The organism is Pontimicrobium aquaticum (genome assembly GCF_005047595.1).
Lineage (GTDB): Bacteria > Bacteroidota > Bacteroidia > Flavobacteriales > Flavobacteriaceae > Pontimicrobium > Pontimicrobium aquaticum.
This window is the reverse complement of record NZ_SUPL01000005.1, coordinates 155,689-178,961: the sequence shown is the minus strand read 5'-3', so window position 1 is coordinate 178,961 and position 23,273 is coordinate 155,689. Positions and strand designations below refer to the sequence as shown.

General features: G+C 33.1%; 21 protein-coding genes. 13 read left to right on the top strand and 8 right to left on the bottom strand.

Features of this window, described 5'->3' with window-relative positions:
• The first annotated feature begins 49 nt into the window (after positions 1-49).
• From E5167_RS10520 to E5167_RS10500, 5 genes are all read left to right on the top strand, one after another.
• Positions 50-1,513: an oligosaccharide flippase family protein gene (locus tag E5167_RS10520; protein WP_136843838.1), complete on the top strand. Its 1,464-nt coding sequence runs from the start codon at positions 50-52 to the stop codon at positions 1,511-1,513.
• Entirely contained in the window at positions 1,510-1,944 is a 435-nt protein-coding gene (gene dut / locus E5167_RS10515) for a dUTP diphosphatase (protein ID WP_136843836.1), read from the top strand. The genes E5167_RS10520 and dut overlap by 4 nt, the downstream gene beginning before the upstream one ends.
• Positions 1,945-2,007: 63 nt before the next feature.
• Entirely contained in the window at positions 2,008-3,369 is a 1,362-nt protein-coding gene (locus tag E5167_RS10510; protein WP_136843834.1) for a tetratricopeptide repeat protein, read from the top strand.
• Positions 3,366-4,139 carry a DUF4292 domain-containing protein gene (locus E5167_RS10505; RefSeq protein ID WP_136843832.1) on the top strand — a complete coding sequence of 258 codons (774 nt, stop codon included), beginning with the start codon at positions 3,366-3,368 and terminating at the stop codon, positions 4,137-4,139. The genes E5167_RS10510 and E5167_RS10505 overlap by 4 nt, the downstream gene beginning before the upstream one ends.
• Positions 4,136-5,371, top strand: a complete 1,236-nt coding sequence (locus tag E5167_RS10500) for a murein hydrolase activator EnvC family protein (RefSeq protein WP_136843830.1) — start codon at positions 4,136-4,138, stop codon at positions 5,369-5,371. Before E5167_RS10505 ends, E5167_RS10500 begins: the two co-directional genes overlap by 4 nt.
• A 52-nt stretch (positions 5,372-5,423) precedes the next feature.
• Here E5167_RS10500 and E5167_RS10495 read toward each other — a convergent pair whose 3' ends face one another.
• Positions 5,424-5,936 carry an acyl-CoA thioesterase gene (locus E5167_RS10495; RefSeq protein ID WP_136843828.1) on the bottom strand — a complete coding sequence of 171 codons (513 nt, stop codon included), beginning with the start codon at positions 5,934-5,936 and terminating at the stop codon, positions 5,424-5,426.
• A gap of 57 nt (positions 5,937-5,993) precedes the next feature.
• Positions 5,994-6,932, bottom strand: a complete 939-nt coding sequence (locus E5167_RS10490; protein ID WP_136843826.1) for an HU domain-containing protein — start codon at positions 6,930-6,932, stop codon at positions 5,994-5,996.
• Between the two features lie 102 nt (positions 6,933-7,034).
• Between E5167_RS10490 and dprA the strand changes: the two genes are divergently transcribed.
• Entirely contained in the window at positions 7,035-8,150 is a 1,116-nt protein-coding gene (gene dprA / locus E5167_RS10485) for a DNA-processing protein DprA (protein WP_136843824.1), read from the top strand.
• A 372-nt stretch (positions 8,151-8,522) separates the two neighbouring features.
• Here the strand turns inward: dprA and trpS are convergent, their stop codons facing one another.
• Positions 8,523-9,491, bottom strand: coding sequence for a tryptophan--tRNA ligase (gene trpS / locus E5167_RS10480; protein WP_136843822.1), 969 nt, complete (start codon positions 9,489-9,491; stop codon positions 8,523-8,525).
• A 112-nt stretch (positions 9,492-9,603) separates the two neighbouring features.
• Here trpS and E5167_RS10475 point away from each other — a divergent pair, with 112 nt between their 5' ends.
• Positions 9,604-10,350 (top strand): lysophospholipid acyltransferase family protein, encoded by a 747-nt coding sequence (locus E5167_RS10475; RefSeq protein WP_136843820.1) that lies wholly within the window; start codon positions 9,604-9,606, stop codon positions 10,348-10,350.
• A 72-nt stretch (positions 10,351-10,422) separates the two neighbouring features.
• On the opposite strand, the gene E5167_RS10470 is transcribed toward E5167_RS10475, so the two are convergent.
• The 4 genes from E5167_RS10470 to recA form a co-directional block, all read right to left on the bottom strand.
• On the bottom strand, positions 10,423-11,925 hold the full coding sequence (locus E5167_RS10470) for a hypothetical protein (protein WP_136843818.1): 1,503 nt from the start codon (positions 11,923-11,925) through the stop codon (positions 10,423-10,425).
• The gene (locus E5167_RS10465; RefSeq protein ID WP_136843816.1) at positions 11,922-12,467 is read right to left on the bottom strand and encodes an RNA polymerase sigma factor; all 546 of its coding nucleotides are present in this window, start codon (positions 12,465-12,467) and stop codon (positions 11,922-11,924) included. The genes E5167_RS10470 and E5167_RS10465 overlap by 4 nt, the downstream gene beginning before the upstream one ends.
• Before the next feature lie 18 nt (positions 12,468-12,485).
• Entirely contained in the window at positions 12,486-12,905 is a 420-nt protein-coding gene (locus E5167_RS10460; protein WP_136843814.1) for a hypothetical protein, read from the bottom strand.
• 97 nt (positions 12,906-13,002) lie between these two features.
• Entirely contained in the window at positions 13,003-14,007 is a 1,005-nt protein-coding gene (recA, locus tag E5167_RS10455; protein ID WP_136843812.1) for a recombinase RecA, read from the bottom strand.
• Between the two features lie 312 nt (positions 14,008-14,319).
• Between recA and trhO the strand changes: the two genes are divergently transcribed.
• The 6 genes from trhO (at position 14,320) to E5167_RS10425 (ending at position 20,986) form a co-directional block, all read left to right on the top strand.
• The gene (gene trhO, locus E5167_RS10450; RefSeq protein ID WP_136843810.1) at positions 14,320-15,393 is read left to right on the top strand and encodes an oxygen-dependent tRNA uridine(34) hydroxylase TrhO; all 1,074 of its coding nucleotides are present in this window, start codon (positions 14,320-14,322) and stop codon (positions 15,391-15,393) included.
• A gap of 9 nt (positions 15,394-15,402) precedes the next feature.
• Complete coding sequence (locus E5167_RS10445) at positions 15,403-16,647, top strand: peptidase U32 family protein (protein WP_211242148.1); 1,245 nt, start codon at positions 15,403-15,405, stop codon at positions 16,645-16,647.
• Positions 16,647-16,877 (top strand): ferredoxin, encoded by a 231-nt coding sequence (locus tag E5167_RS10440; RefSeq protein ID WP_136843806.1) that lies wholly within the window; start codon positions 16,647-16,649, stop codon positions 16,875-16,877. Before E5167_RS10445 ends, E5167_RS10440 begins: the two co-directional genes overlap by 1 nt.
• 115 nt (positions 16,878-16,992) lie before the next feature.
• Complete coding sequence (locus E5167_RS10435) at positions 16,993-18,153, top strand: PSP1 domain-containing protein (protein WP_136843804.1); 1,161 nt, start codon at positions 16,993-16,995, stop codon at positions 18,151-18,153.
• Entirely contained in the window at positions 18,143-18,637 is a 495-nt protein-coding gene (locus E5167_RS10430; RefSeq protein ID WP_136843802.1) for a gliding motility lipoprotein GldH, read from the top strand. Before E5167_RS10435 ends, E5167_RS10430 begins: the two co-directional genes overlap by 11 nt.
• A 3-nt stretch (positions 18,638-18,640) precedes the next feature.
• On the top strand, positions 18,641-20,986 hold the full coding sequence (locus E5167_RS10425; RefSeq protein WP_136843800.1) for a penicillin-binding protein 1A: 2,346 nt from the start codon (positions 18,641-18,643) through the stop codon (positions 20,984-20,986).
• On the opposite strand, the gene E5167_RS10420 is transcribed toward E5167_RS10425, so the two are convergent.
• Positions 20,983-22,947 carry an acetoacetate--CoA ligase gene (locus tag E5167_RS10420; RefSeq protein ID WP_136843798.1) on the bottom strand — a complete coding sequence of 655 codons (1,965 nt, stop codon included), beginning with the start codon at positions 22,945-22,947 and terminating at the stop codon, positions 20,983-20,985. The genes E5167_RS10425 and E5167_RS10420 overlap by 4 nt on opposite strands.
• Positions 22,948-23,273: the final 326 nt, after the last annotated feature.

Genomic DNA, 23,273 nt, shown 5'->3' with positions numbered 1-23,273 from the left:
GCAAAACGTTTACTAATAACGTACATTTAGCTACGTTAAAACCCAACTTTTGAGCGCATTTCAAAAACTCTTTAAGCAAACATTTATTTATGGATTAGCAACCGTTTTACCAAGGATGCTTAGCTTTTTGTTGGTTCCATTGTACACAACTGAAGGTGTATTAACCTCAGTAGCCGAATACGGAGAAGTATCAGTCATTTTTTCTTATTTTGTAATATTTAATGTGGTTTTAGCCTATGGTATGGAAACCGCGTTTTTTAGATTTTTCAATAAAGAAGAAGATAAAAATCAAGTAGTTGGGACTTCGGCAATTTCTATAATTATTTCTTCTTTAGGCTTTTTCGCCTTTGCATTAGTTTTTCAAAACCAGATAGCTTCATTCATTAATATTGATGTAAAATACATCAACCTTGTTATTTGGATTTTATTACTAGACGCCTTGGTAATTATTCCATTTGCATGGTTAAGAGCCAATGAAAAACCTAAACGCTATGCAATTATTAAAATTCTAAATGTTGCAATTAACTTAGGATTGAATTTGTTCTTTTTACTAACCTTAAAAGATTTGGCCTCTCAAGCTTCAATTTTTGATAGTATTTATAAGCCAGATTTTGAGATCAGTTATATTTTCATAGCCAATCTTATTGCAAGTGCCGTAACCTTGGCGTTAATGTTGCCTTTTTACAGTAAGATTAAATATGTGTTTAATTCGCAATTATGGAAAACCATGTTTCGTTATGCGTTTCCTGTGCTTATTGCAGGTGTAGCTTTCTCAATAAACGAAACATTTGATAGAATACTATTAAAAGAAATACTTCCAGCAGATGTTGCCGAAACAGATATTGGTATGTACTCAGCATGTTATAAAATAGCTGTGTTTATGACCTTATTCGCAACAGCTTATAGATTAGGTATTGAGCCATACTTTTTTAGTCATTCAAATAGCAAGAACCCACAAAAAAATTATGCCAAAATCTTGGAACTTTTTGTGGCATTTGGTTCTGTAATTTTATTGAGTGTGGTGGTATTTGCAGATGTACTAAAAGTATATATAGTAAGAGGCGAGGCCTATTGGGAAGCTATGTGGATTGTGCCAATAATCTTGCTGGCTAATTTTTGTTTAGGTATTTACCATAATTTATCTGTTTGGTATAAAATAACAGACAGAACAAAATTTGGCGCATACATTTCAGTTTTTGGAGCTATAATTACCCTAGCTATCAACATATTTTTTATAAAAGAGTATAGTTATAAAGCCTCTGCAATTGCTACTTTAGTTGCTTATAGTGTTATGATGCTATTATCTTATTACTTTGGTAGAAAATATTACCCAATACCTTATAATCTAAAAAAAATAGGGTTATATTTATTTGTATCTATCTTGTTTTCAGTGATTTCTTTCTATTATTTTAGAGAAAACTATTTAGTAGGAATACCTTTGTTATTAGTATTTTTGGGAGTCACTTACGCTTTAGAAGAAAAAGAAATTAAACAATTATTACGAAGAGTATGATTATAAAAATAATTAACAAATCCAATCACGCTTTACCACATTACGAAACCATTGCCTCAGCAGGTATGGATTTGCGTGCAAACCTATCAGAATCTAGGATTCTAAAACCTTTAGAACGAAGCATAGTAGGGACAGGACTTTTTATTGAACTACCAATTGGTATTGAAGCACAAGTACGTCCACGAAGTGGCCTCGCAGCAAAAAAAGGAATAACGGTATTAAATGCTCCTGGAACTATTGATGCAGATTATAGAGGCGAAATTGGCGTGATTCTTGTAAACTTATCTAATGAAGACTTTGTAATACAAAATGGTGAACGCATTGCGCAATTAGTTATTGCAAAACACGAACGTGCAGATTGGGAAGAAGTACAAGCGCTTTCCGAGACCAAAAGAGGCGAAGGAGGCTTTGGTAGCACAGGAACCAAATAATGTTAAAAACAGCTTAAATAAGCCCTAATAGCTTGTAAAATACGTAATTTAGAGGCAGATACAATGACGTTGAAAACCCAAATACTATTATTGATTCTCGGAATTATTTTTATTCCTCAAACTTTATTTGCCCAAGTCGATTTCAATAAAACAGTTGAAGATGACTTAGGAAATTTTGAAGATACCTTTCAGGAACACTTCTATGAAGCCTTAAAACAAAAGGGTATTGAAAACTATAATAGAGCCATTGAGTCATTGAAAAAATGCTTGGAGCTTGACGATTCCAAGGCAGTAATCTATTTTGAATTAGGAAAAAATTACACACAACTTAAAAACTTTGGAGCTGCTGAAGGTGCTTTAAAAAATGCCATTAAAAAAGCACCTGAAAACGAATGGTTTTTAGACGCACTATACGATGTCTATTATCAAATGGACGATTACGATAAAGCTCTTAAAACAGTAAAGCAATTAGTTAAGTTTCATCCTGATTATAAAGAAGACTTAGTATCTCTTTACATAAAAAACAAAAAATATAAAGCAGCTTTAAAAACCCTGGATGAACTTGATAAAGAATACGGTGTTTCACAAAGGCGAGATTTTATGCGTAATCAAATTTATAATGCCACAGGAGGTGATAAAGAACGCATAGAAAACTTAGAGGAGCGTGTGGCAAATAACCCAAATAACGAGGCGCTTTACTTAAGACTAATTTATAGGTACAGTGAGTTAGGCGATAAAGAAAAAGCATTTGATACCGCAAAGGAGCTTTTAAATAAAAAACCCAATTCTCATACAGTACATTTAGCGTTATATAAGTTTTATTTAGATGACAACAATCCTAAAGAGGCTATAAATTCAATGAAGATAGTGCTTACAAGTGCAAAAATTAAACCTGATGCTAAAACTAAAGTTTTAAATGATTTTGTTGCTTTTGTAAAGAGTAATCCCCAGTATGAGAACGACTTATTAGAAGTCACAACAATGGTTTCAGGAGATAGCAATGGAAAATCTAATATAGAATTGGCACAGTATTATTTGCAACAAGGAAATAAAGAATTGGCTTTAAAGCATTACGAAATGGCTTTGAATAAAAATTCAGAAAATTTTGAGGTCGTAAAAAATGTGATTTTACTGTATATAGACAGTAAACAACACCAAAAAGTAGTTAATTTGGCAGCCAAAGCCCTAGACGTCTTTCCATCTCAACCAATAATTTATTTAGCAAATGGTGTAGCATTTAATCATTTAAATCGTCCTAAAGATGCAATAGAGACGCTTGAAATAGGTGTTGATTATGTTATTGATAACGACCAAATGGAAATAGATTTCTATAAACAGCTAAGTACAGCTTATAGAATGATTAATAATATAACCAAAGCTAACGCGTTTTCTAAGAAAGCAGAAAGTATTACAAAACAACAATGAAAAAATTAACCTACATAGTATTAACGGCCTTACTTTTAGTAAGTTTTGGATGTAAGTCAACAAGACATGTGACTTCCAGTGGAGAGTTAGACAAAAAACTATCCTCAAGGCAATTAATAAAAGAGCATACCAAGTCTTTTGCTAATTTTAAAACGCTACAGTCGCGTGTTAAAGTAGAGTATCAACAAGGTGATGCAGAACAGACACACACCATTAACCTTAGAATGGAGAAAGACAAGACCATTTGGTTAAGTGCAACTTTAGGAATTGTTCGAGCTAAAATAACACCAACAAAAGTGAGCTTTTATAATAAACTGGACAATACTTATTTTGATGGTGATTTTTCTATTTTGAGTGATTTATTAGGAACAGAGCTAGATTTTTATAAAGTGCAAAGCTTATTACTTGGAGAAACACTCTTTGATTTAAGTATTCATAGCTATGAAGCAGATGTTTTTGACAAATCGTACTTGCTTCAACCAAAAAAACAAAGTGAATTACTTGAGATATTTTTGCTGCTAAACCCATCGCATTTTAAAATGGATTCGCAACAAATAGCACAAAGTTCAAATAAACGAATGTTGCAGATAGATTATAAAGATTATCAAGAAGTAAACAAACAAGTATTACCAAAAAATGTAAACATTATAGCTGTGGAAGGTAACTTTGAAACCAAAATCAATATGGAGTTTAAATACGTATCATTAAATACCGATTTAAGATTCCCTTTTAGAATCCCTTCAGGGTTTGATGAAATTGTTGTTAGATGATAAAGCTTAAACCTGCTTCATATAAAGTAATTGCCTTTTTTATTCTATTTTCTTGTAGTGCTTTTATTCAAGCTCAAAGCAAAAAGCAACAACAATTAGAAGCACAACGTCGTGAATTATTGAGTCAAATAAATCAGTTTGAACGACTCATGTCTCAAGGTAAAAAAGAGCAAAAATCTATTCTTTCTAATCTCGACAATATCAACTATAAAATTTCTGTACGTCAAAATTTAATTAGAATTACCAACCAGCAAGCCAATAATTTAACGAGAGAAATTAATAACAATCAAAAAGAAATTACAAACCTTAGAAACCGTTTACAGGTTTTAAAAGATGAGTATGCAGCCATGATTGTAAAGTCCTATAAAGGCAGATCTGAAGAGAGTAAAATCATGTTTTTATTAAGTTCTAATAACTTTCAGCAAGCTTATAAACGATTGCAGTATATTAAACAATATGCTAATTATCAAAAAAAGCAAGGAGAAGAAATAAAGCAGCAAACGATAAAGCTTCAAGAATTAAATAAAAGTTTACAAGCACAAAAGCAAGAAAAGCAAAAGTTAATTGAAGCCAACAGAATTGCAAAAAGAGAACTTGACAAAGAGCTTAAGCAATATAAAGAGTTAATGGCATCAGTAAGCAAAAATATTAGCTTACATAGATCTCAAATTAGAGCAAAACAACAAGAAGTTGAGAAAATAGATAGAGAAATAGAAAAAATAATTAGAGCAGCAATGGCAGCATCTAATAAAAAAGCAGGAAAATCATCTGCTTCTAACACTTTTGCTCTTACACCTGAGGAGAAAACACTTGCTGCAAATTTCACGTCAAATAAAGGCAAGTTACCTTGGCCTGTTAACGAAGGATTAGTTAAGTTACGATATGGCATACAACGTTCTCCAATTGACAGGAGGACACTGCCAATTAGAAGTAATGGTGTTAGAATTCTTACTAATAAAGGGGAAAAGGTTAGAGCTGTTTTTAATGGAATAGTTAGTGAAATAATGACTCAGAAGAACGGAAATAATGTGGTAATGATAAAGCATGGAAATTATTTCACTATTTATAAGAACCTCTCAAAAATCTATGTTAAAAAAGGAGATAGAGTTATTACAAAACAAGACATTGGTGAGGTTAGAACCAACAAAGCCTCTGGAGAAGCTGTTTTAAGTTTTGTAATATATAAAGACACTAAGACTCAAGATCCAGCACATTGGATTTATAAGATGTAGTCGCTTTTTGCTATTCTTAACTTGATTCAGAATTTTCTATTAGAATATAGTTTTAATCAAAAAACAAAGCCTTAAGCTCAGTAGCTTCGTCTGGCTTCATTTTTCCTGCAATAACTAAACTTAATTGTTTACGTCTTAGAGCACCATCATAACGAATTTGCTCTTCGTCTGTTTCAGGAATAATTTTAGGAATTTTTACAGGACGACCAGTTTCATCCACAGCCACAAAGGTATAAATAGCTTCATTAGCTTTGGTGCATTCGCCAGATTCTCTATCGTCTATCCAAACATCTAAATACACTTCCATGGACGATTTAAATGCTCTTGAAACTTTTGCTTCAACTGTTACAACACTTCCCAATGGAACAGGATGCTTAAATGCAACATGATTAACAGAAGCAGTCACTACAATTCTTCTGGAATGACGTCTTGCAGCAATACTTGCAGCACGATCCATTCTTGCTAATAATTCACCTCCAAATAAATTATTTAAAGGGTTGGTTTCACTAGGTAAAACCAAGTCGGTCATTATTGTTTTAGAGTCATTAGGATGTTTAGCTTCCATGTACATTTTATTTGAAATGCAAAGGTAAGCTGCTTTTAAAAACTAAAGAAGTAAAATTTAATTAAGTTTTTGAGCTAATAACCAAGCATCAGGATTGTGAGTTTTTTTAATTTTATAAAGTTCACGTTGTGCTTCGGCTCTAGTGTTGTAACTAGAATAGACTACTTGATGTAAACCGTATTTATTAGCACCAATTTTTCTAGCTTTAAACCCTTGTTCATGTAGTTGTTTTAGTTTTTTGTCACAGTTTTCTTCTATACGGAAAGCACCTGCCACAATATGAAAGTTACCACTTTGTTTGTCAACATTTAAGGTAACGCTTGGTAAAGGGTTGTCAATAATAAAAGTAGCTTCTTGAATTTTGTTTTCTAACTGTTGTGTAGCTTCTTCTTGAGCTAATTGGTTATGCGTCTCAATTTGGTTAAGATAGTAATTTGATGCAGCAAATCCTCCTAAAGTTAAAGCTACAACTGCAATAGCTGCATATTTTAAAAAATTTCTAGACTTACGCTTTTCTTGAGTAATAGCTATAGGAGTTGCTTTTTCAATGGCTTCTACTTGCTCTTTGTAAACTTCTCTGGTAACGTCTGGAGACACAAATTTAGCTAACCCAAAAGCATCTGTTAAATAATTTAAATGGTAAGAAGGCTCAAAGGTAATTTTGCCTTCATTGTTTAAAGTAATATCACCAATATTTTTAAACGTTAAGGTTTCTCCTTGTGCTAAATACGATTTAAGAGATTTTGTTTTTTTTGCAATCTTCTTTACAGCAACTTCATATGGTGTCTTTTCAACATCAGCAATGTATTTAGCAAGTAAACCATCATTATTTTTAAGTTGTTCGTTAAAAGACAGCTCTTTTTTTGGAGGGAAAAATGTGTTATTGGAAGCATCAACCTTAGCAGATACAGGTTGTGTTAAAAAAGCTCCAAAATCTGGGATAATAACACACTCATATCTATATAGTAAGTCGCTTATATAAGTCTCTAATTGCATAGAAACAAAGTTAAAAATTTTTCAATCCGTAAAAAAGTTCCATCAAGTATTTATTAACAATATAATTTTTAGTTTCTTGTAGGTTGTAATTCAATGATATACATGTCTAATACCAACCTATTATATGCTTTAGCCTTACAGAAGGCTCCAAATATAGGCGATATAACCGCCAAAAAACTCATTGCACATTGTGGATCTCCTGAAGCAGTTTTAAATGAAAAGAAGCAAAACCTATTAAAAATAGATGGTATCGGAAAATTTATAATTAGCGATTTACATAAAGATGTATTGCTACAAAATGCCGAAAGTGAATTAGAGTTTATTAAGAAGCATAAGGTTGTGTGCCATTATTTTATGGATACTAATTACCCAGAACGATTAAAACATTGTGTGGACGGTCCCATTGTTCTATTCCAAAAAGGACATGTAAACATAAAAAACCAACCTATTATCAGTATTGTAGGTGCTCGAAAAATTACTACTCAAGGGATTGCTAATTGCGAAGCTATTGTTGAGCGTTTAGCACCTTATAATCCTATAATTGTATCTGGATTTGCTTACGGAACCGATATTACTGCTCAAAAAGCTGCAATGAAACATAACTTACAAACCATTGGTTGTTTGGCTCATGGTTTTAATCAAATCTATCCAAAGGTTCATAAAAAGTATGTTGCTGATGTTGAAAATCATGGAGGGTTTTTTACAGATTTTTGGAGTACAGATGAATTTGATAGAAATAACTTTTTAAAGCGAAACCGGATTATTGCTGGACTAAGTGAAGCAACCATTGTAGTGGAGTCTGCCGAAAAAGGAGGGAGCTTGGTTACGGCAGATATTGCAAACTCATACAATCGTGAAGTATTTGCAGTTCCTGGTCGTATTACAGATACGCAAAGTGTTGGCTGCAATAATTTAATAAAATTACAACGTGCTCATTTACTCTCAAAACCTGAGGATATACCTTATATACTTAATTGGAAACTTGATGCTTCGACAGGCTCAGCAGATGAAAAACCAGTGCAAAAACAATTGTTTGTGGAGTTGGATACAGATGAAAAAGTGATTTACAATTTTTTAAAAGACAATGGCAAAGAATTGCTGGATTTGATTGCCTTAAAATGCAATATGCCAACCTTTAGGGTTGCGACGTTATTATTAAACATGGAACTTAAGGGCGTGGTAAGACCATTGCCTGGGAAACAGTTTGAGGTTATTTAAAGACTAAGCAATTTTCTTGCTAAGAAAAAGAAGTGTTGAAATAAAGAAAGTAAAACTTGCAACCATAATAAAATAAGAAATTATTTTTTCTTGCCTTCTTAATTTATAGTTTATTACGTAATCTTTATCGTCGAATTTGTCAAAAAGAAAACCGATCAAAAAATGTAATATTAAGACACCTATAATTAGAAAGGCAGAATTTAATCTAACAGAAAATAAAAATAGTAAACTAACTAAATTAATACTTATTAAAAGAGTAAGAAACATTTCGGCATGTGTTGCCCAATATTTATATTTTGGATAATATTTAATATAGAACCTACTAACTAAAATAAAAATATTATGAAAGACAGACATTTATTTATATCTAAATTAGTACCCAACTTTAGTCCTAACTCTCTTTAAAACGTCATCTGCAATCACCTTAGCTTTTTCAGCACCAATAGCCAAGGCCTTATCAATTTCGTTGAGGTTATTCATATAATAGTTGTAGCGTTCTCTTTCGGTCGAGAATTTATCAATTAATAATTCAAACAAAGCTTGTTTAGCATGTCCATAACCATAACCACCTTGTTCGTAGTTGGTTTTCATCTCAGCTATTTGTTGGTCGTTAGCAATCAATGCGTAAATGGCAAAGCAATTGCAAGTACTCCAGTCTTTAGGGTCTTCAAGTGGTGTACTATCGGTAGCAATGCTCATAATTTGCTTACGTAACTTTTTATCAGATAAAAATAAGTTAATGGTGTTGTTTCGGCTTTTACTCATTTTTTCACCATCAGTTCCTGGAATTAATTTGGTATGCTCTTGCGTTTTTGCTTGAGGCAACACAAAGGTTTCTCCCATTTTGGCATGAAATCTTGAAGCCACATCACGCGTAATTTCCAAGTGTTGTAACTGATCTTTTCCCACAGGGACTATATCAGCATCATAAAGCAAAATATCAGCAGCCATTAACATTGGATACGTAAACAAACCAGCGTTTACATCTTCTAGTCTGTCGGCTTTATCTTTAAAACTATGTGCTAAAGTGAGACGCTGATATGGAAAGAAACAACTTAAATACCAAGACAGTTCTGTGACTTGAGGCACATCGCTTTGACGATAAAAAACGGTTTTTTCAATATCTAAACCAAAAGCCAACCAAGTAGCTGCGGTAGAATACGTATTGTGCCTTAATGTTTCTGCATCTTTTATTTGAGTTAAGGTATGCATGTTTGCAATAAAAAGAAATGATTCGTTGTTTGGATCGTTACTCATTTGTATTGCAGGCATAATAGCTCCTAAAAGATTTCCTAAATGAGGCGTTCCTGTACTTTGTACACCTGTTAATATTCTAGCCATAGTATTTCCCGTGAAAACGGGAATCTTTTTAAATTAAACTTAAAAACTAATATAAGGCAAAGGTAATTTTTTTGGTAGAATAGCTCAATTAAATTAACTAGTTTTGGCTATAATGAAGATTTTAAAATATCCTTTCTGGATTTTATATCGAATTTGGTTCTACATATTGGTTACTTTACCAATCATCATTTTGTTTCCAATACTTATTATTTCGATAGCTAAAGAGCAATGGTATCCTTTCTTTTTTAGGTTAGCACGAATTTGGGCCAAGTTTATATTAATAGGAATGGGTTTTGGATGGAAAGTAAAAAGACTCCAAAAGCTTCAAAAAGGAAAAAGCTATATGCTTGTAGCCAATCACACTTCCATGATCGATATCATGCTTATGTTGGTAACAATTAAGAAAAATCCTTTTGTGTTTGTTGGTAAGAAAGAATTAGCAAAGCTTCCTTTATTTGGGTTTTTCTACAAACGCACCTGTATTTTAGTAGATAGAAGCAGTGCCAAAAGCAGGCAAGCTGTATTTTTAAGAGCACAAAAACGTTTAAAATCTGGTTTGAGTATTTGTATTTTTCCTGAAGGACTGGTGCCTGATGAAGATGTTACTCTTGCCGATTTTAAAGATGGTGCATTTAGGCTGGCAATTAATCACAAAATTCCTATTGTTCCAATAACGTTTTACGATAATAAAAAACGGTTTTCTTATACCCTTTTTAGTGGAGGTCCTGGAATGTTGCGTGTAAAGATTCATGAATTTTTAGACACTGCGCATTTAATGATTGAGGATACTAAAAAACTCAATAATACATCAAGAACTATTATTTTAAACGAATTGGAAGCAGAAAAAAAGTCACTCTAAAAAGAGTGACTTTTAAATTATTGAAACTTCTTAGAACGAAGTACAATAACCAACCTAACCAACTAAAAATCCTTAAAACCTAAAGCTTAAACCAGAATAAACACCTATAAAATATGGCTTAAAGTTGCCAGAAGTATTTCTAAAAGTGTTTAATTGATATTTAAACATTGGTTCTAAATTAATATTAATGTTATTTGATACTTTATAGTTAAAACCTAAGCCTAGGTTAGCACTATAACTCAAATTATTAATATTTGTTGCCTTACCAATTAAAGAAGTTTGACCATCTAATGTGGAATAGATTTCATTGCTATTTAAAAATAAGGCGCTAAAGCCTCCAATAGCATTAACACCAAATTTTGTATTGGTTATTTTATATTGAATTTCTAAAGGTATTTCTAAAAATCCTAATTCTTGATTAATAGAGGAGTTAAACTCTTTTGAAAGTGTTTCTGGAACTTGCGCAAAACTCATTCCTACCACATTTATATATTGAGAAGAATTGGAAACACTTTTAGATACAGCAATATTTTTAACGGCAATTGATCTAAGAGGATTACTCCCTGTGCTGTTTAAGCCAACTACATCATGCGTATCGTAGCCAAGTTTTACATTGTTAAGACCAACTCTTAAGTTAACTTTATCGTTTATAATGTAACTAGCCAACACGCCATAACTTACATTTATATTTCCTGTTTTCGAGTTATTGTTAAATTCAGAATGTATTGAGGAACCAGAACCCAATGAGTTAAAGTAAACAGGTGCAATATTTGGCGCCACGCTCCAGCGTTTAGCAGTCTCATCGTTTACCTCTAAACTTTCTTCTGCTTCTTTAGCTATGTTGTTTTCAGCTATAGCATCTTCAATAGAGGTTTCTTTAATTGTATTTAATGCTTCTTTATTAATTTCGGTATTCGCAATGGTTGTATTTATATCTGTTGTTTTTGATAATTCTTTATCAATACTGTTTTTTTGAGATTCAACAACTTTGTTGCTTTTAGAATTAGACGCAATTGTATTATTGTTTTCTTGTTTTGTTAACGCATCTGTTAATTCTTTTTTGACTGATGAATCAAGTTGCTTATTGTTATTTAAAGTTGATTTTGAATTGTTTTCAGCAACAATAGATTCGTTTTTGTTAATAAGTGCATTTTTAGAATTAGTATTAATACCTTTTGATGAGTTATTAGCTTCTTCTTTATTATAATTAGCCTCTTCATTGGCTAAATCTTCACTATTTATATTGTTTTGGGGCTGAATAATGTTTGAATTTGGAGTATTGTTTAAATCGTTAATATTCTCTTTGCTTTGAGATTCTGTATCAACAATAATTTCATTAGTTTTTGGAGTTGTGTCGTTCTCTTTAAAAAAAAGATTATTACCTAAAGTAAGTAATAACAGAAAACCTGCAGCGATAGCTGAAAGTTTTATCCACAAAGGAATTACTTTACGTTGTTTTTTCTTGCTAAGCAACTGCTCGGAAACGTTTTCCCAAACAGAGTGATTAGGTGTTGCCTCAAAGTTTTTTAGTCCTTCTTGGAAAAGCCTATCAATATGCTTTTTATTATTTTTCATAATGATTGCGAATTTAACGTCGCCATATAATTTTCTACTTTCTCTTTTAAAATTTTTCTTGCTCTTGCAAGATTGGATTTTGTAGTTCCAGTAGTAATTTTTAACATGTTACTAATTTCTTTATGAGAATATCCATCTAATACATAAAGGTTAAATACCAGCCTGTATCTGTCTGGAAGTTCTTGTATTGAATTTAGTAAAAAATCTATATCTACGGTTTCTATATCCACATCCTCCACATATACATCTTCTATTTGATTTTCATTAACAATATCAAAAACACCTTGTGTTCTATAACGCTGTAACGCAGTATTTATAGCAATTCGTTTTAGCCAACCTTCAAAAGAACCTTTTCCGCTATATTGAGATATTTTTTTAAAAATTGTCAAAAAGGCGTCTTGCAGAGTATCTTCAGCTTCCGCATGGTTTTTTGAATATTTTAGACAAAGTGAAAATAATTTGCTCGAATAGAGCTTGTATAAATCACTTTGTGCATTAATATCATTGTCTTTACACTTTTGTATGAGCTGTTCTAAACCCAATTATATCAATTTAAAGGCTTATTGCACTTCTACCTCATAAGTTACAAAAATATCTTCTCCGCTGTTATCTCTTCCTTGCCAAAACTTAAAAGTATATACAGTTCCTATAGGTTCTTCGGCTCTAAAATTAAATGAGCTTTCTACATTTTCATCTGTTAGAACTTCGCAATCGTCACTTACTTCTACATAGGCAACAACAGCAATGGTTCTTGTATTTTCTTCTGCAACATAATACAAATCGTAAAAACTATGACATGTACTTGGTCTTAAATAATTATAGGTAATTGTATGTGTTTGTCCAGATTCAAAGTAGTCTGGGAATTCGGCACTTTGTATAGGGATAATATCTGTATAAGCAGCATCTCTATCAATATCATTATCTAGGCTACAAGAAAATATCAATGTAAAAATAAAAATGGCTGAAATTATTTTTTTCATAGTATTTGTTTTGGAGTTATTTACTTATTAGATGTTTGAAGCTTAAAAAGGTTGCGCTTAAATCATAAAAAATCCCGCTTTTTGCGGGATTTTTTTATTACTTATTTTCAGAAATTATGACTTTAATTTGTTCTTCTAGTTCATCCATTAAATCCGGATTGTCTTTTAGCATATTTTTTACAGCGTCTCTTCCTTGCCCAAGTTTTGAGTCTTGATAACTAAACCAAGAGCCACTTTTCTTTACAATTTCGTTTTCAACGGCAATATCTAAAATTTCACCAATTTTTGAAATACCTTCGCCATACATAATATCAAATTCTGCCATTCTAAAAGGAGGTGCTACTTTGTTTTTAACCACCTTAACACGAGTTTTGTTACCAAGCACATTACCACCACTATCTTTTATTTGGGTGGAGCGACGAATATCTAATCGTACAGAAGCATAAAATTTTAATGCATTACCACCTGTTGTTGTTTCTGGGTTTCCAAACATAACACCAATTTTTTCACGTAATTGGTTGATGAATATCATGGTGCAATTTGTTTTACTAATTGAAGCAGTTAGTTTTCGTAATGCTTGAGACATTAATCTTGCATGAAGACCCATTTTAGAGTCACCCATTTCTCCTTCAATTTCGCTTTTTGGAGTCAATGCAGCTACCGAGTCGATAACTACAATATCAATAGCTCCTGAGCGCACTAAATTATCAGCAATCTCTAAGGCTTGTTCACCATGATCTGGTTGCGATATAATTAGGTTGTCAATATCTACACCCAATTTTTCGGCATAAAATCTATCAAAAGCATGTTCTGCATCAATAAAGGCAGCTATACCTCCTGCTTTTTGTGCTTCAGCAATAGCATGTAATGTTAGTGTAGTTTTACCTGAAGATTCAGGACCATATATTTCAATAACTCTTCCGCGAGGGTAACCACCAACACCTAAAGCAATATCTAGCCCTAACGAACCCGATGAAATAGCATCTACATCCACCACAGCTTGATCACTCATTTTCATGACGGTTCCTTTTCCGTATGCCTTGTCTAATTTATCTAATGTAAGCTTTAATGCTTTTAACTTTGCTTCTTTTTCCTTACTCATTACTTCTAATTTTCGTTTCTATGATATGCTAAAATAATACATCTTTTAGCATCAAACAATTTTATAACGCAACCTTTTAAAAGTTTTTGCATCTACTAAATAGTACTGGGAAAATTTATGCTATGAAAAACACTTTAAAGCTCTTTTTTGTTAAGAAGTAAAGTGAGTTTTTATCTAAATAAGATAAAAAATAAATATACCATTATTAAATTTTGAAGACACTTTAAATTAAATTTTAAAGTGTTTTTTTATGCCTTGTTTTAAAAATAGTACATTTGCCAAAATATTTCTTAACCTTAAAATTAGTATAGCATGCAACTGTACAATACCTTAAGCGCTAAAGAAAGAGCAGAATTAATCGAAAAAGCAGGAAAAGATCGATTAACACTCTCGTTCTATCAATACGCAAAAATTACAAATCCTCAAGAATTTAGAGACCAATTATTTATTGTTTGGAACCAATTAGATGTTTTAGGACGAATCTATGTGGCTACCGAGGGTATAAACGCACAACTTTCTCTTCCAGCTGATAGATTCAATGAGTTTAAAACACATCTTGATAACATAGATTTTTTAAAAGACATACGACTAAATATAGCCATAGAGCAAGACAACTTATCTTTTTTAAAACTTAAAGTAAAAGTGCGCCATAAAATTGTTGCTGATGGTTTAAATGACGATACGTTTGATGTAACTAATAAAGGAATACATGTTGGAGCCGATACTTTTAACGAATTAATTGAAGACGATAATACAGTACTTGTAGATATGCGTAATCACTATGAAAGTGAAATAGGTCATTTTAAAAATGCGATAACGCCAGATGTAGATACTTTTAGAGAATCTTTAGATATTATCGAGGATGATTTAAAAGAGCACAAGGAAGACAAAAATCTAGTAATGTATTGTACTGGAGGAATTCGTTGCGAAAAAGCAAGTGCTTATTTTAAACATAAAGGCTTTAAGAATGTGTATCAATTAGAAGGAGGCATTATTGAATACACTCGTCAAGTAAATGATAAAGGATTAGAAAATAAATTTATTGGAAAAAACTTTGTGTTTGATGAGCGCAGAGCCGAAAAAATTAGTGACGATATTATTGCGTGCTGCCATCAATGTGGCGAACCAGCAGATGTGCACACCAATTGTGCTAACGATGCATGTCACTTACTATTCATTCAATGCGATAAATGTAAAGAAGAAATGAATAACTGCTGTTCTAATAATTGTAAAGACATACATGCTTTGCCTTACGAAGAGCAAAAAGCATTACGTAAAGGACAAGGAAACAGTAACGATATTTTTAAAAAAGGAAGAGCAGACCACTTACCTTATAAAAAAGATTTGAGAAATATTTTCGAGACCTTAAAAGTTGATAAAAAGTAAGAAGTGATGATGCAAAAGATAGAATTAATGGCACCTGCAGGAAATTTTGAATCGCTACAAGCGGCTTTAGATAATGGTGCAGACTCGGTATATTTTGGAGTGGAACAACTAAATATGAGAGCTCGAGCTTCTATTAATTTTACGTTGGATGATTTACAAGAAATTTCTAGACGTTGTAAAGAAAAAAATGTTCGCACGTACCTTACGTTAAACACCATTATTTACGATCATGACTTATCTATCGTAAAAACACTCATAAAAAAAGCTAAAGAAGCTAATATTACAGCTGTAATAGCTATGGATCAAGCGGTTATTGCATCAGCTAGAGAAGCTGGAATGGAAGTACACATTTCTACCCAAATAAATATCACAAACATAGAAACAGTTAAGTTTTATGCGATGTTTGCTGATACTATGGTGTTAAGTAGAGAATTAAGTTTGAGACAAGTAAAAAGGATTACTGAGCAAATAGAAAAAGATCAAATAAAAGGGCCTTCAGGAAAGTTAGTCGAGATTGAAATTTTTGGTCATGGTGCATTATGTATGGCTGTTTCTGGAAAGTGTTATATGAGTTTGCATTCGCATAATTCTTCTGCAAATAGAGGTGCTTGTAAGCAAAATTGCCGAAAAAAATATACGGTTATTGACCAAGAAACTGGATTCGAAATGGAGCTGGATAATGAGTACATCATGTCACCAAAAGATTTATGTACTATCGATTTTTTAGACCAAGTGGCTGATGCAGGCATTAAAGTATTAAAAATAGAGGGAAGAGGCAGAGCGCCAGAATATGTTGCAAAAGTAATTAAGTGTTATCGAGAGGCTATTGATAGTTTAGAGAAAGGCACTTATAATAAAGATGAGGTTATTTTATGGATGCAAGAACTCGAAAAAGTATATAATCGCGGTTTTTGGAATGGCTATTATTTAGGTCAAAAACTTGGGGAGTGGAGCAAAGGCTCAGGGTCTCATGCAACACAAAAAAAATTGTATTTAGGCAAAGGCATGCACTTTTTTCCAAAAGCAAAAATTGGAGAATTCAAAATTGAAGCATACGATTTAACTATTGGCGATACTATTTTAATTACTGGACCAACGACAGGTGCAAAAGAAATAGAAGTTAAAGAAATGTTGGTTAATGATGAGAAATTAGATAAAGGATTAAAAGGAGATTCAGTTACAATTCCGTTAGATTTTAGAATTAGACCTTCAGATAAATTATATAAAATTGTTGAAAACAAAGTTGAGGCCTAATGGTAGTAGTAACACTTCAACGAAATAAATGTATTGGTTGTAATTACTGTGTAGAATTAGCTCCAAATCAATTTAGAATGTCTAAAAAAGATGGTAAGTCAGTGCTCTTACACGCAAAAGACAAAAAAGGGTTCTTTACTTTAAAGTCTTATGACCATATTATATTTGACGATTGCGAAAAGGCAGCAAAAGCATGTCCCGTAAATATTATTTCTGTTAAGGACATCTAATTTTATTTAGCCTTTTAAAAGTCTATATAATAATCTTATCTTTACCTCATTAAAGGATTTATGAACATTCATTCGTAATAATTTAATTATTAACGAATTCAATATATAAAAATATATGGCTTGTAACAGTTGCTCAACTGGTAAAGACGGTCAGCCTAAAGGATGTAAGAACAATGGAACTTGCGGAACTGATAGCTGTAACAAATTAACTGTTTTTGACTGGTTGTCTAACATGTCGCTTCCTAACGGAGAAAAACCCTTTGACTGGGTTGAAGTACGTTTTAAAAACGGAAGAAAACACTATTATAAAAACACAGAAAATTTATCGCTAAGCATTGGAGATGTTGTTGCTACTCAAGCACAAGCGGGACACGATATTGGTATGGTAACGCTTGTAGGCGAATTGGTTCGCGTGCAAATGAAACGTAAAAATATTAGTGAAACTCCTGAAGAATTTTTCAAGATATATAGAAAAGCGTCCCAAAGAGATATTGATATTTGGCAAGGCGCTAGAGATAAGGAAGAAGCCATGAAAGTTAAGGCGCGCCAATTTGCTATTGACCTTAAGTTACAGATGAAAATTTCGGACATCGAATATCAAGGCGATGCAAGTAAAGCGACATTTTATTATACAGCCGAAGAACGAGTTGATTTTAGAGAACTTATCAAGGTTTTTGCAAAAGAGTTCCGAACTCGAATCGAGATGAAACAAGTTGGTTTTCGTCAAGAAGCTGCCAGACTTGGAGGTATTGGCTCCTGTGGAAGAGAATTGTGTTGCTCTACTTGGTTAACCGATTTTCGTTCAGTAAGTACTTCCTCTGCACGCTACCAGCAATTATCCTTAAATCCACAAAAATTAGCAGGACAGTGCGGTAAGTTAAAGTGCTGTTTAAATTATGAACTAGACACCTATTTAGATGCCTTAAAAAGTTTCCCTAAAAGCGATATTAAATTGCAAACAGAAAAAGGTGTTGGTGTGTGTCAAAAAACAGATATTTTTAAAGGCTATATGTGGTATGCCTATGAAGGCGAATGGATGAATTGGCATAAACTTACAACTGCTCAGGCTAAAGAAATTATAGAAATTAATTCTAAAAAGAAAAAAGTAGCGAGCCTAGAAGAATATGCGCAAGACTTGGTAGAAGACACTAAAACAGATTTTGAAAACGTTGTAGGACAAGATAGTTTAACACGATTTGATAGTCCAAAACGCTCTAGAAAACGTAGAAATAATAGAAACAAGAACAAAAGAAGATCAAAAAATAATGCGAAATAAAGTTTTTGGATTGTTGATTATCTTGTGTATTGGAGTTACTGCTTGTGATTCTAATCGTGTGTTTGACGAATATCAATCGGTACCTAATCAATGGCATAAAGACTCAATAGTGGAGTTTTATGTAACACCACCAGATTCGTTAAAACCTTATAACTTATTTGTAAACCTTAGAAACACAAGTAATTATAAATACAGTAATCTGTTTTTAATAGTTGAAATGAATTTCCCTAACGGAAAAAAAGTAACAGATACTCTAGAGTATGAAATGGCAAAACCCAATGGCGAGTTTTTAGGCACAGGATTTTCGGATGTTAAAGAGAATAAACTGTGGTATAAAGAAGGGGTTGTGTTTTCAGAATTTGGAGATTATTTAGTGAAAATTCAACACGCTATGCGTGAAAACGGACAAGTTAATGGTGTTGAAAACCTTGAAGGCATCACAGACATTGGATTTAGAATAGAAACACCCCAAAACAGTAATTAATACATGGCTACAAAAAAGAAAACAAAAAACACAGGAGATTTTTCAAAATATATTCGTTGGTTTTGGATATTATTTGGAGCTGGAATACTTTGTTTTTTCTTAATATTTCAATTGGCAGCTTGGGGCGTTTTTGGTGAAATGCCAGACCATACACAGTTAGAAAATCCTAACACTAATCTAGCAGGAGAAATCATTTCATCCGATGGTGAAACTCTCGGAAAGTTTTATTTAAATGATAACAGAACACCAGTTGGTTATGATGAGTTGCCAAAGCACTTAGTAGATGCTTTAATTGCCACAGAAGATGCGCGTTTTAGAGAGCACTCAGGTATAGACGCTAGAGGAACCTTAAGAGCCATAGTAAAGCTAGGTAGAGGTGGAGGAGCGAGTACCATTTCACAACAATTAGCAAAACAATTGTTCCACGGTGAGGGCTCTAGAAGCACTACAGGAAGAATTACACAAAAAATTAAAGAATGGGTCATTGCAACACGTTTAGAGCGCCAATACACCAAAGAAGAAATTATAGCCCAATATTTCAACATCTATGATTTTGGGAATAATGCTGATGGCATTCGTTCGGCAGCAAGTATTTATTTTGATAAAAAACCACAAGACCTCGATTTAAAAGAAGCGGCTATGTTGGTTGGGATGTTTAAAAATTCATCATTGTATAACCCGAGATCACACAGAAACCCTGAAGGAACCAGAAACAGACGTAATGTGGTGTTGGCTCAAATGGAAAAGTATGGCTTTATCACTCAAGAAGTAAAAGACTCTTTACAGCAAACAGCGTTGGATTTAAAATATACACCACAGTCTCACAACGACGGTACAGCCACCTATTTTAGAGCGTATTTACAGGAGGAACTTAAAAAGTGGGTAAATAACCCTAACAATAGAAAGCCAGATGGCTCAAAGTACAGCATTTACAAAGATGGATTAAAGTTTTATACAACCATCGATTCTAGAATGCAAAAATATGCCGAAGAAGCGGTTGAAGAACACATGCCAAGGTTACAAGCAGAGTTTTTCCATCAAAATACCAAGAGACGAAACCCAACAGCACCATTTTTAGATCTTACTCATGGTGCCATAGATACGTTAATGCAAGTATCAATTAAACGATCAGAGCGTTGGAGACATATGAAATATGACCTTAAAAAACCTGATGAGGAAATTTATAAGTCGTTTGATGAACCTACCCAAATGAGCATTTTTTCTTGGCAAGATGGAAAATATGCCGAGATTGATACCGTGATGACACCAATGGATTCCATGCGTTATTACAAGCACTTTTTACGACCAGGAATGATGTCTATGGAACCGCAAACAGGACATGTAAGAGCATGGGTTGGTGGAATGAACTATCGTCACTTTAAATACGATATGGTAAAACAAGGAAAGCGTCAAATAGGTTCTACTTTTAAGCCTTTTGTATATGCTGCTGCCATAGACCAATTACGTTTGTCACCGTGTGATACCTTTCCAAAATCACAAATCACCATTCCAGCCAATAAGTATGGAAATCCAGAGTCTTGGACACCAAGGAATGATAATGGTGATTATTCAGGGTATTTAAACCTTAAGCAATCCTTAGCGAATTCTGTAAATACAGTTACGGCAAGATTAATGAACGAAATTGGTCCACAACCAGTAGTAGATTTAGCAAAAAGCTTAGGTATTGAACAAGATATTTTACCTGTACCATCTATAGCACTTGGGACACCAGATTTAAGTGTGTATGAAATGGTGGCAGCGTATTCTACATTTGCTAATAAAGGTGTTTATACCACTCCTGTAGTACTCACTAGAATTGAAGATAAAAACGGAACGGTATTGTTTCAATTTACACCTGAAACTAAAGATGTTTTAAGTGAAGAAGTGGCTTATGTAACTGTTAATTTATTGGAGGGCGTTACTCAAGGAGGTTCTGGAACTAGGCTAAGACACACCTATGGAACAGATCGTGCCTATAAGAAAATTGTTACAGGCTACCCTTATGAATTTGATAATCCAATAGCTGGAAAAACCGGAACCACGCAAAACCAAAGTGATGGTTGGTTTATGGGAATGGTTCCTAATTTAGTCACAGGCGTTTGGGTTGGCGCAGAAGATCGTGCAGCGCATTTTGAAAGTATTACCTATGGGCAAGGTGCAGCCATGGCATTGCCTATTTGGGGATTATACATGAAAAAATGTTATGCTGATGAAACTTTAAATGTTTCAAAAGAAGAATTTGAAAAACCAATAGATTTATCTATTATTCTAGATTGTGAGGAGTATAAAGAAAACGCAAAGTTGTCCAAAAAAGGACAACTGGATGACGACCCGGAGATTGATTTTTAAATCTGTGTAGCAAACTCAATAAAAAACTGAACCGATTCAGGATTTCTCATTGAGTCAAAATTTATAGATTTTTCAAGAGACATTCCTAAAAGGATTTTTTTAATGGGTGCTTCCATTTTTTTACCACTAATGGTATAAGGGATATCGTCAACTTGAATAATCTCATCAGGAACGTGTCTCGGCGAATATTCTTTTTTTAGTTGATTATTAATTTGAGATTTTACTTCATCTGTTAGTTTGGCACTATTTTTCATTTTCACAAAAAGAGGCATGTAATGCTTCCCTTCTTCTAATTCAAGATTCACGATGAGTGAATCTTCTACAGCTTTAATTTTATTGACTGCTCTGTAAATTTCGCTTGTACCAATTCTAATACCATGTCTGTTTAATGTTGCATCGCTTCGACCATAAATAACTAAGCCATTGGTTTTTGAGTTTATTCTAATAAAGTCGCCGTGTCGCCATTTCCCTGGATAGTGCTCAAAATAACTGGCTTTATAGCGTTTATTGTCTGTGTCATTCCAAAAATATATTGGCATTGAAGGCATTGGTTTATCAATCACCATTTCTCCTAATTGGTCTTCTACAGGGTTTCCATGATCATCATAAGCATATAACGACACACCTAAAGCTCTGCATTGAATTTCACCAGAATGTACAGCATATTCAGGCACACCACCAACAAAGGCAGTGCACACATCTGTACCTCCAGCCATAGAACACAACCAAACATCGTCTTTTATATTTGCATACACATAATCAAAGGCTTCAGGAGGTAAAGGTGCTCCTGTAGAACTGATGGATCTAATTGAATATAAATCAAACTCAGCTTTTGGCATCAATCCTTTTTTCATACAAGCCACCAGATATGGTGCACTTGTACCAAAATGGGCTATTTTAACATCTTCAGAGAATTTCCAAAGAGCATTAAAATTTGGATATGTTGGACTTCCATCGTACAATACAATTGAGGCTCCCATTAAAAATGCCGCTTGTACAAAATTCCACATCATCCATCCAGTGGTGGAAAACCAAAAAAAGCGCTCGCCTTCATGAACATCGTTGTGAAACGCCATGTATTTTAAGTGCTCTAAAAGAATGCCTCCATGTGAGTGTACAATAGCCTTTGGTAGTCCTGTTGTTCCTGAGGAATACAAAACCCAAATAGGATGATTAAAGGCAACTGGCTCGAAAGTCAATTCACCAGAAACCGTGTTAAAAATATGGTTGATATTTTCGTAATGCTTAGGAAAATTATCAAGCGCATTTGTATTGAGATAAGGCAATACCAACACTTTTTTAAGAGTAGGCAATGCATCTACAATTGCGTTTACAATGTTAGATTTATCATAAGGCTTACCGTTGTATTGATAACCATCCACAGCAATAAGTACTTTGGGTTCAATTTGTGCAAATCTATCTACCACACTTTCAGAGCCAAAATCTGGAGAGGTACTGGACCAAATGGCTCCAATAGAGTTAACGGCTAAAAATGCAATGGTAGCTTCAGGAATATTAGGTAAAAATGCCACTACACGATCGCCTTTTGTAACGCCAATAGATTTAAAATATGTTGCAAGAGAAGCTACTTTAGTTTTAAGCTCTAACCAAGAAATATCTTGATTAATACCAGCTTCATTTCCAAAAATAATAGCCGTTTCGTTGTCTTTGGCTTTTCTAAACAAATGTTCAGCATAATTAATTGTGGCACCTTCAAACCATTTACAATCTGGCATTTGGTGAGACGACAATACTTTTGAATAGGGTTTGTGTGATATAACATTAAAATAATTCCACATACTTTCCCAGAAATCTTCAACTTCAGTCACAGACCATTGCCATAATTCTTGGTAATTTTTAAATTTTAAGCCTTTGCTTGTTGCTAACCATAGCTTATAATCGTGTAAATGACTATGTTCTTTAAACTGTTTACTGCCTTCCCAAAGTTTTTTGCTCATCATTAATGTACTGATTTGAATACTCTCAAAGATAATAGTATAGAACTAATAAATAAAATCGCATTGAGTGCAAAATATCTTTAAAATGTTAAAATTGTATGCATTTCATCGATTAATTATGTTTTTAAACTGATTTATTTAAAATAATGTTTCATATTAGCAATCCCAAATCAACCTAATATTATATAATAGATTACCAAATCTATCATAAATTTAGCTTATGAATGTTGTGCCAAATCTACCTGAACCTACTTATAGATTTAAAAATATTTTAGCTAACATTCAAAACACAAAAAGACTCCTTAGGAGTCTTTTGCGTTTAGTAAAAA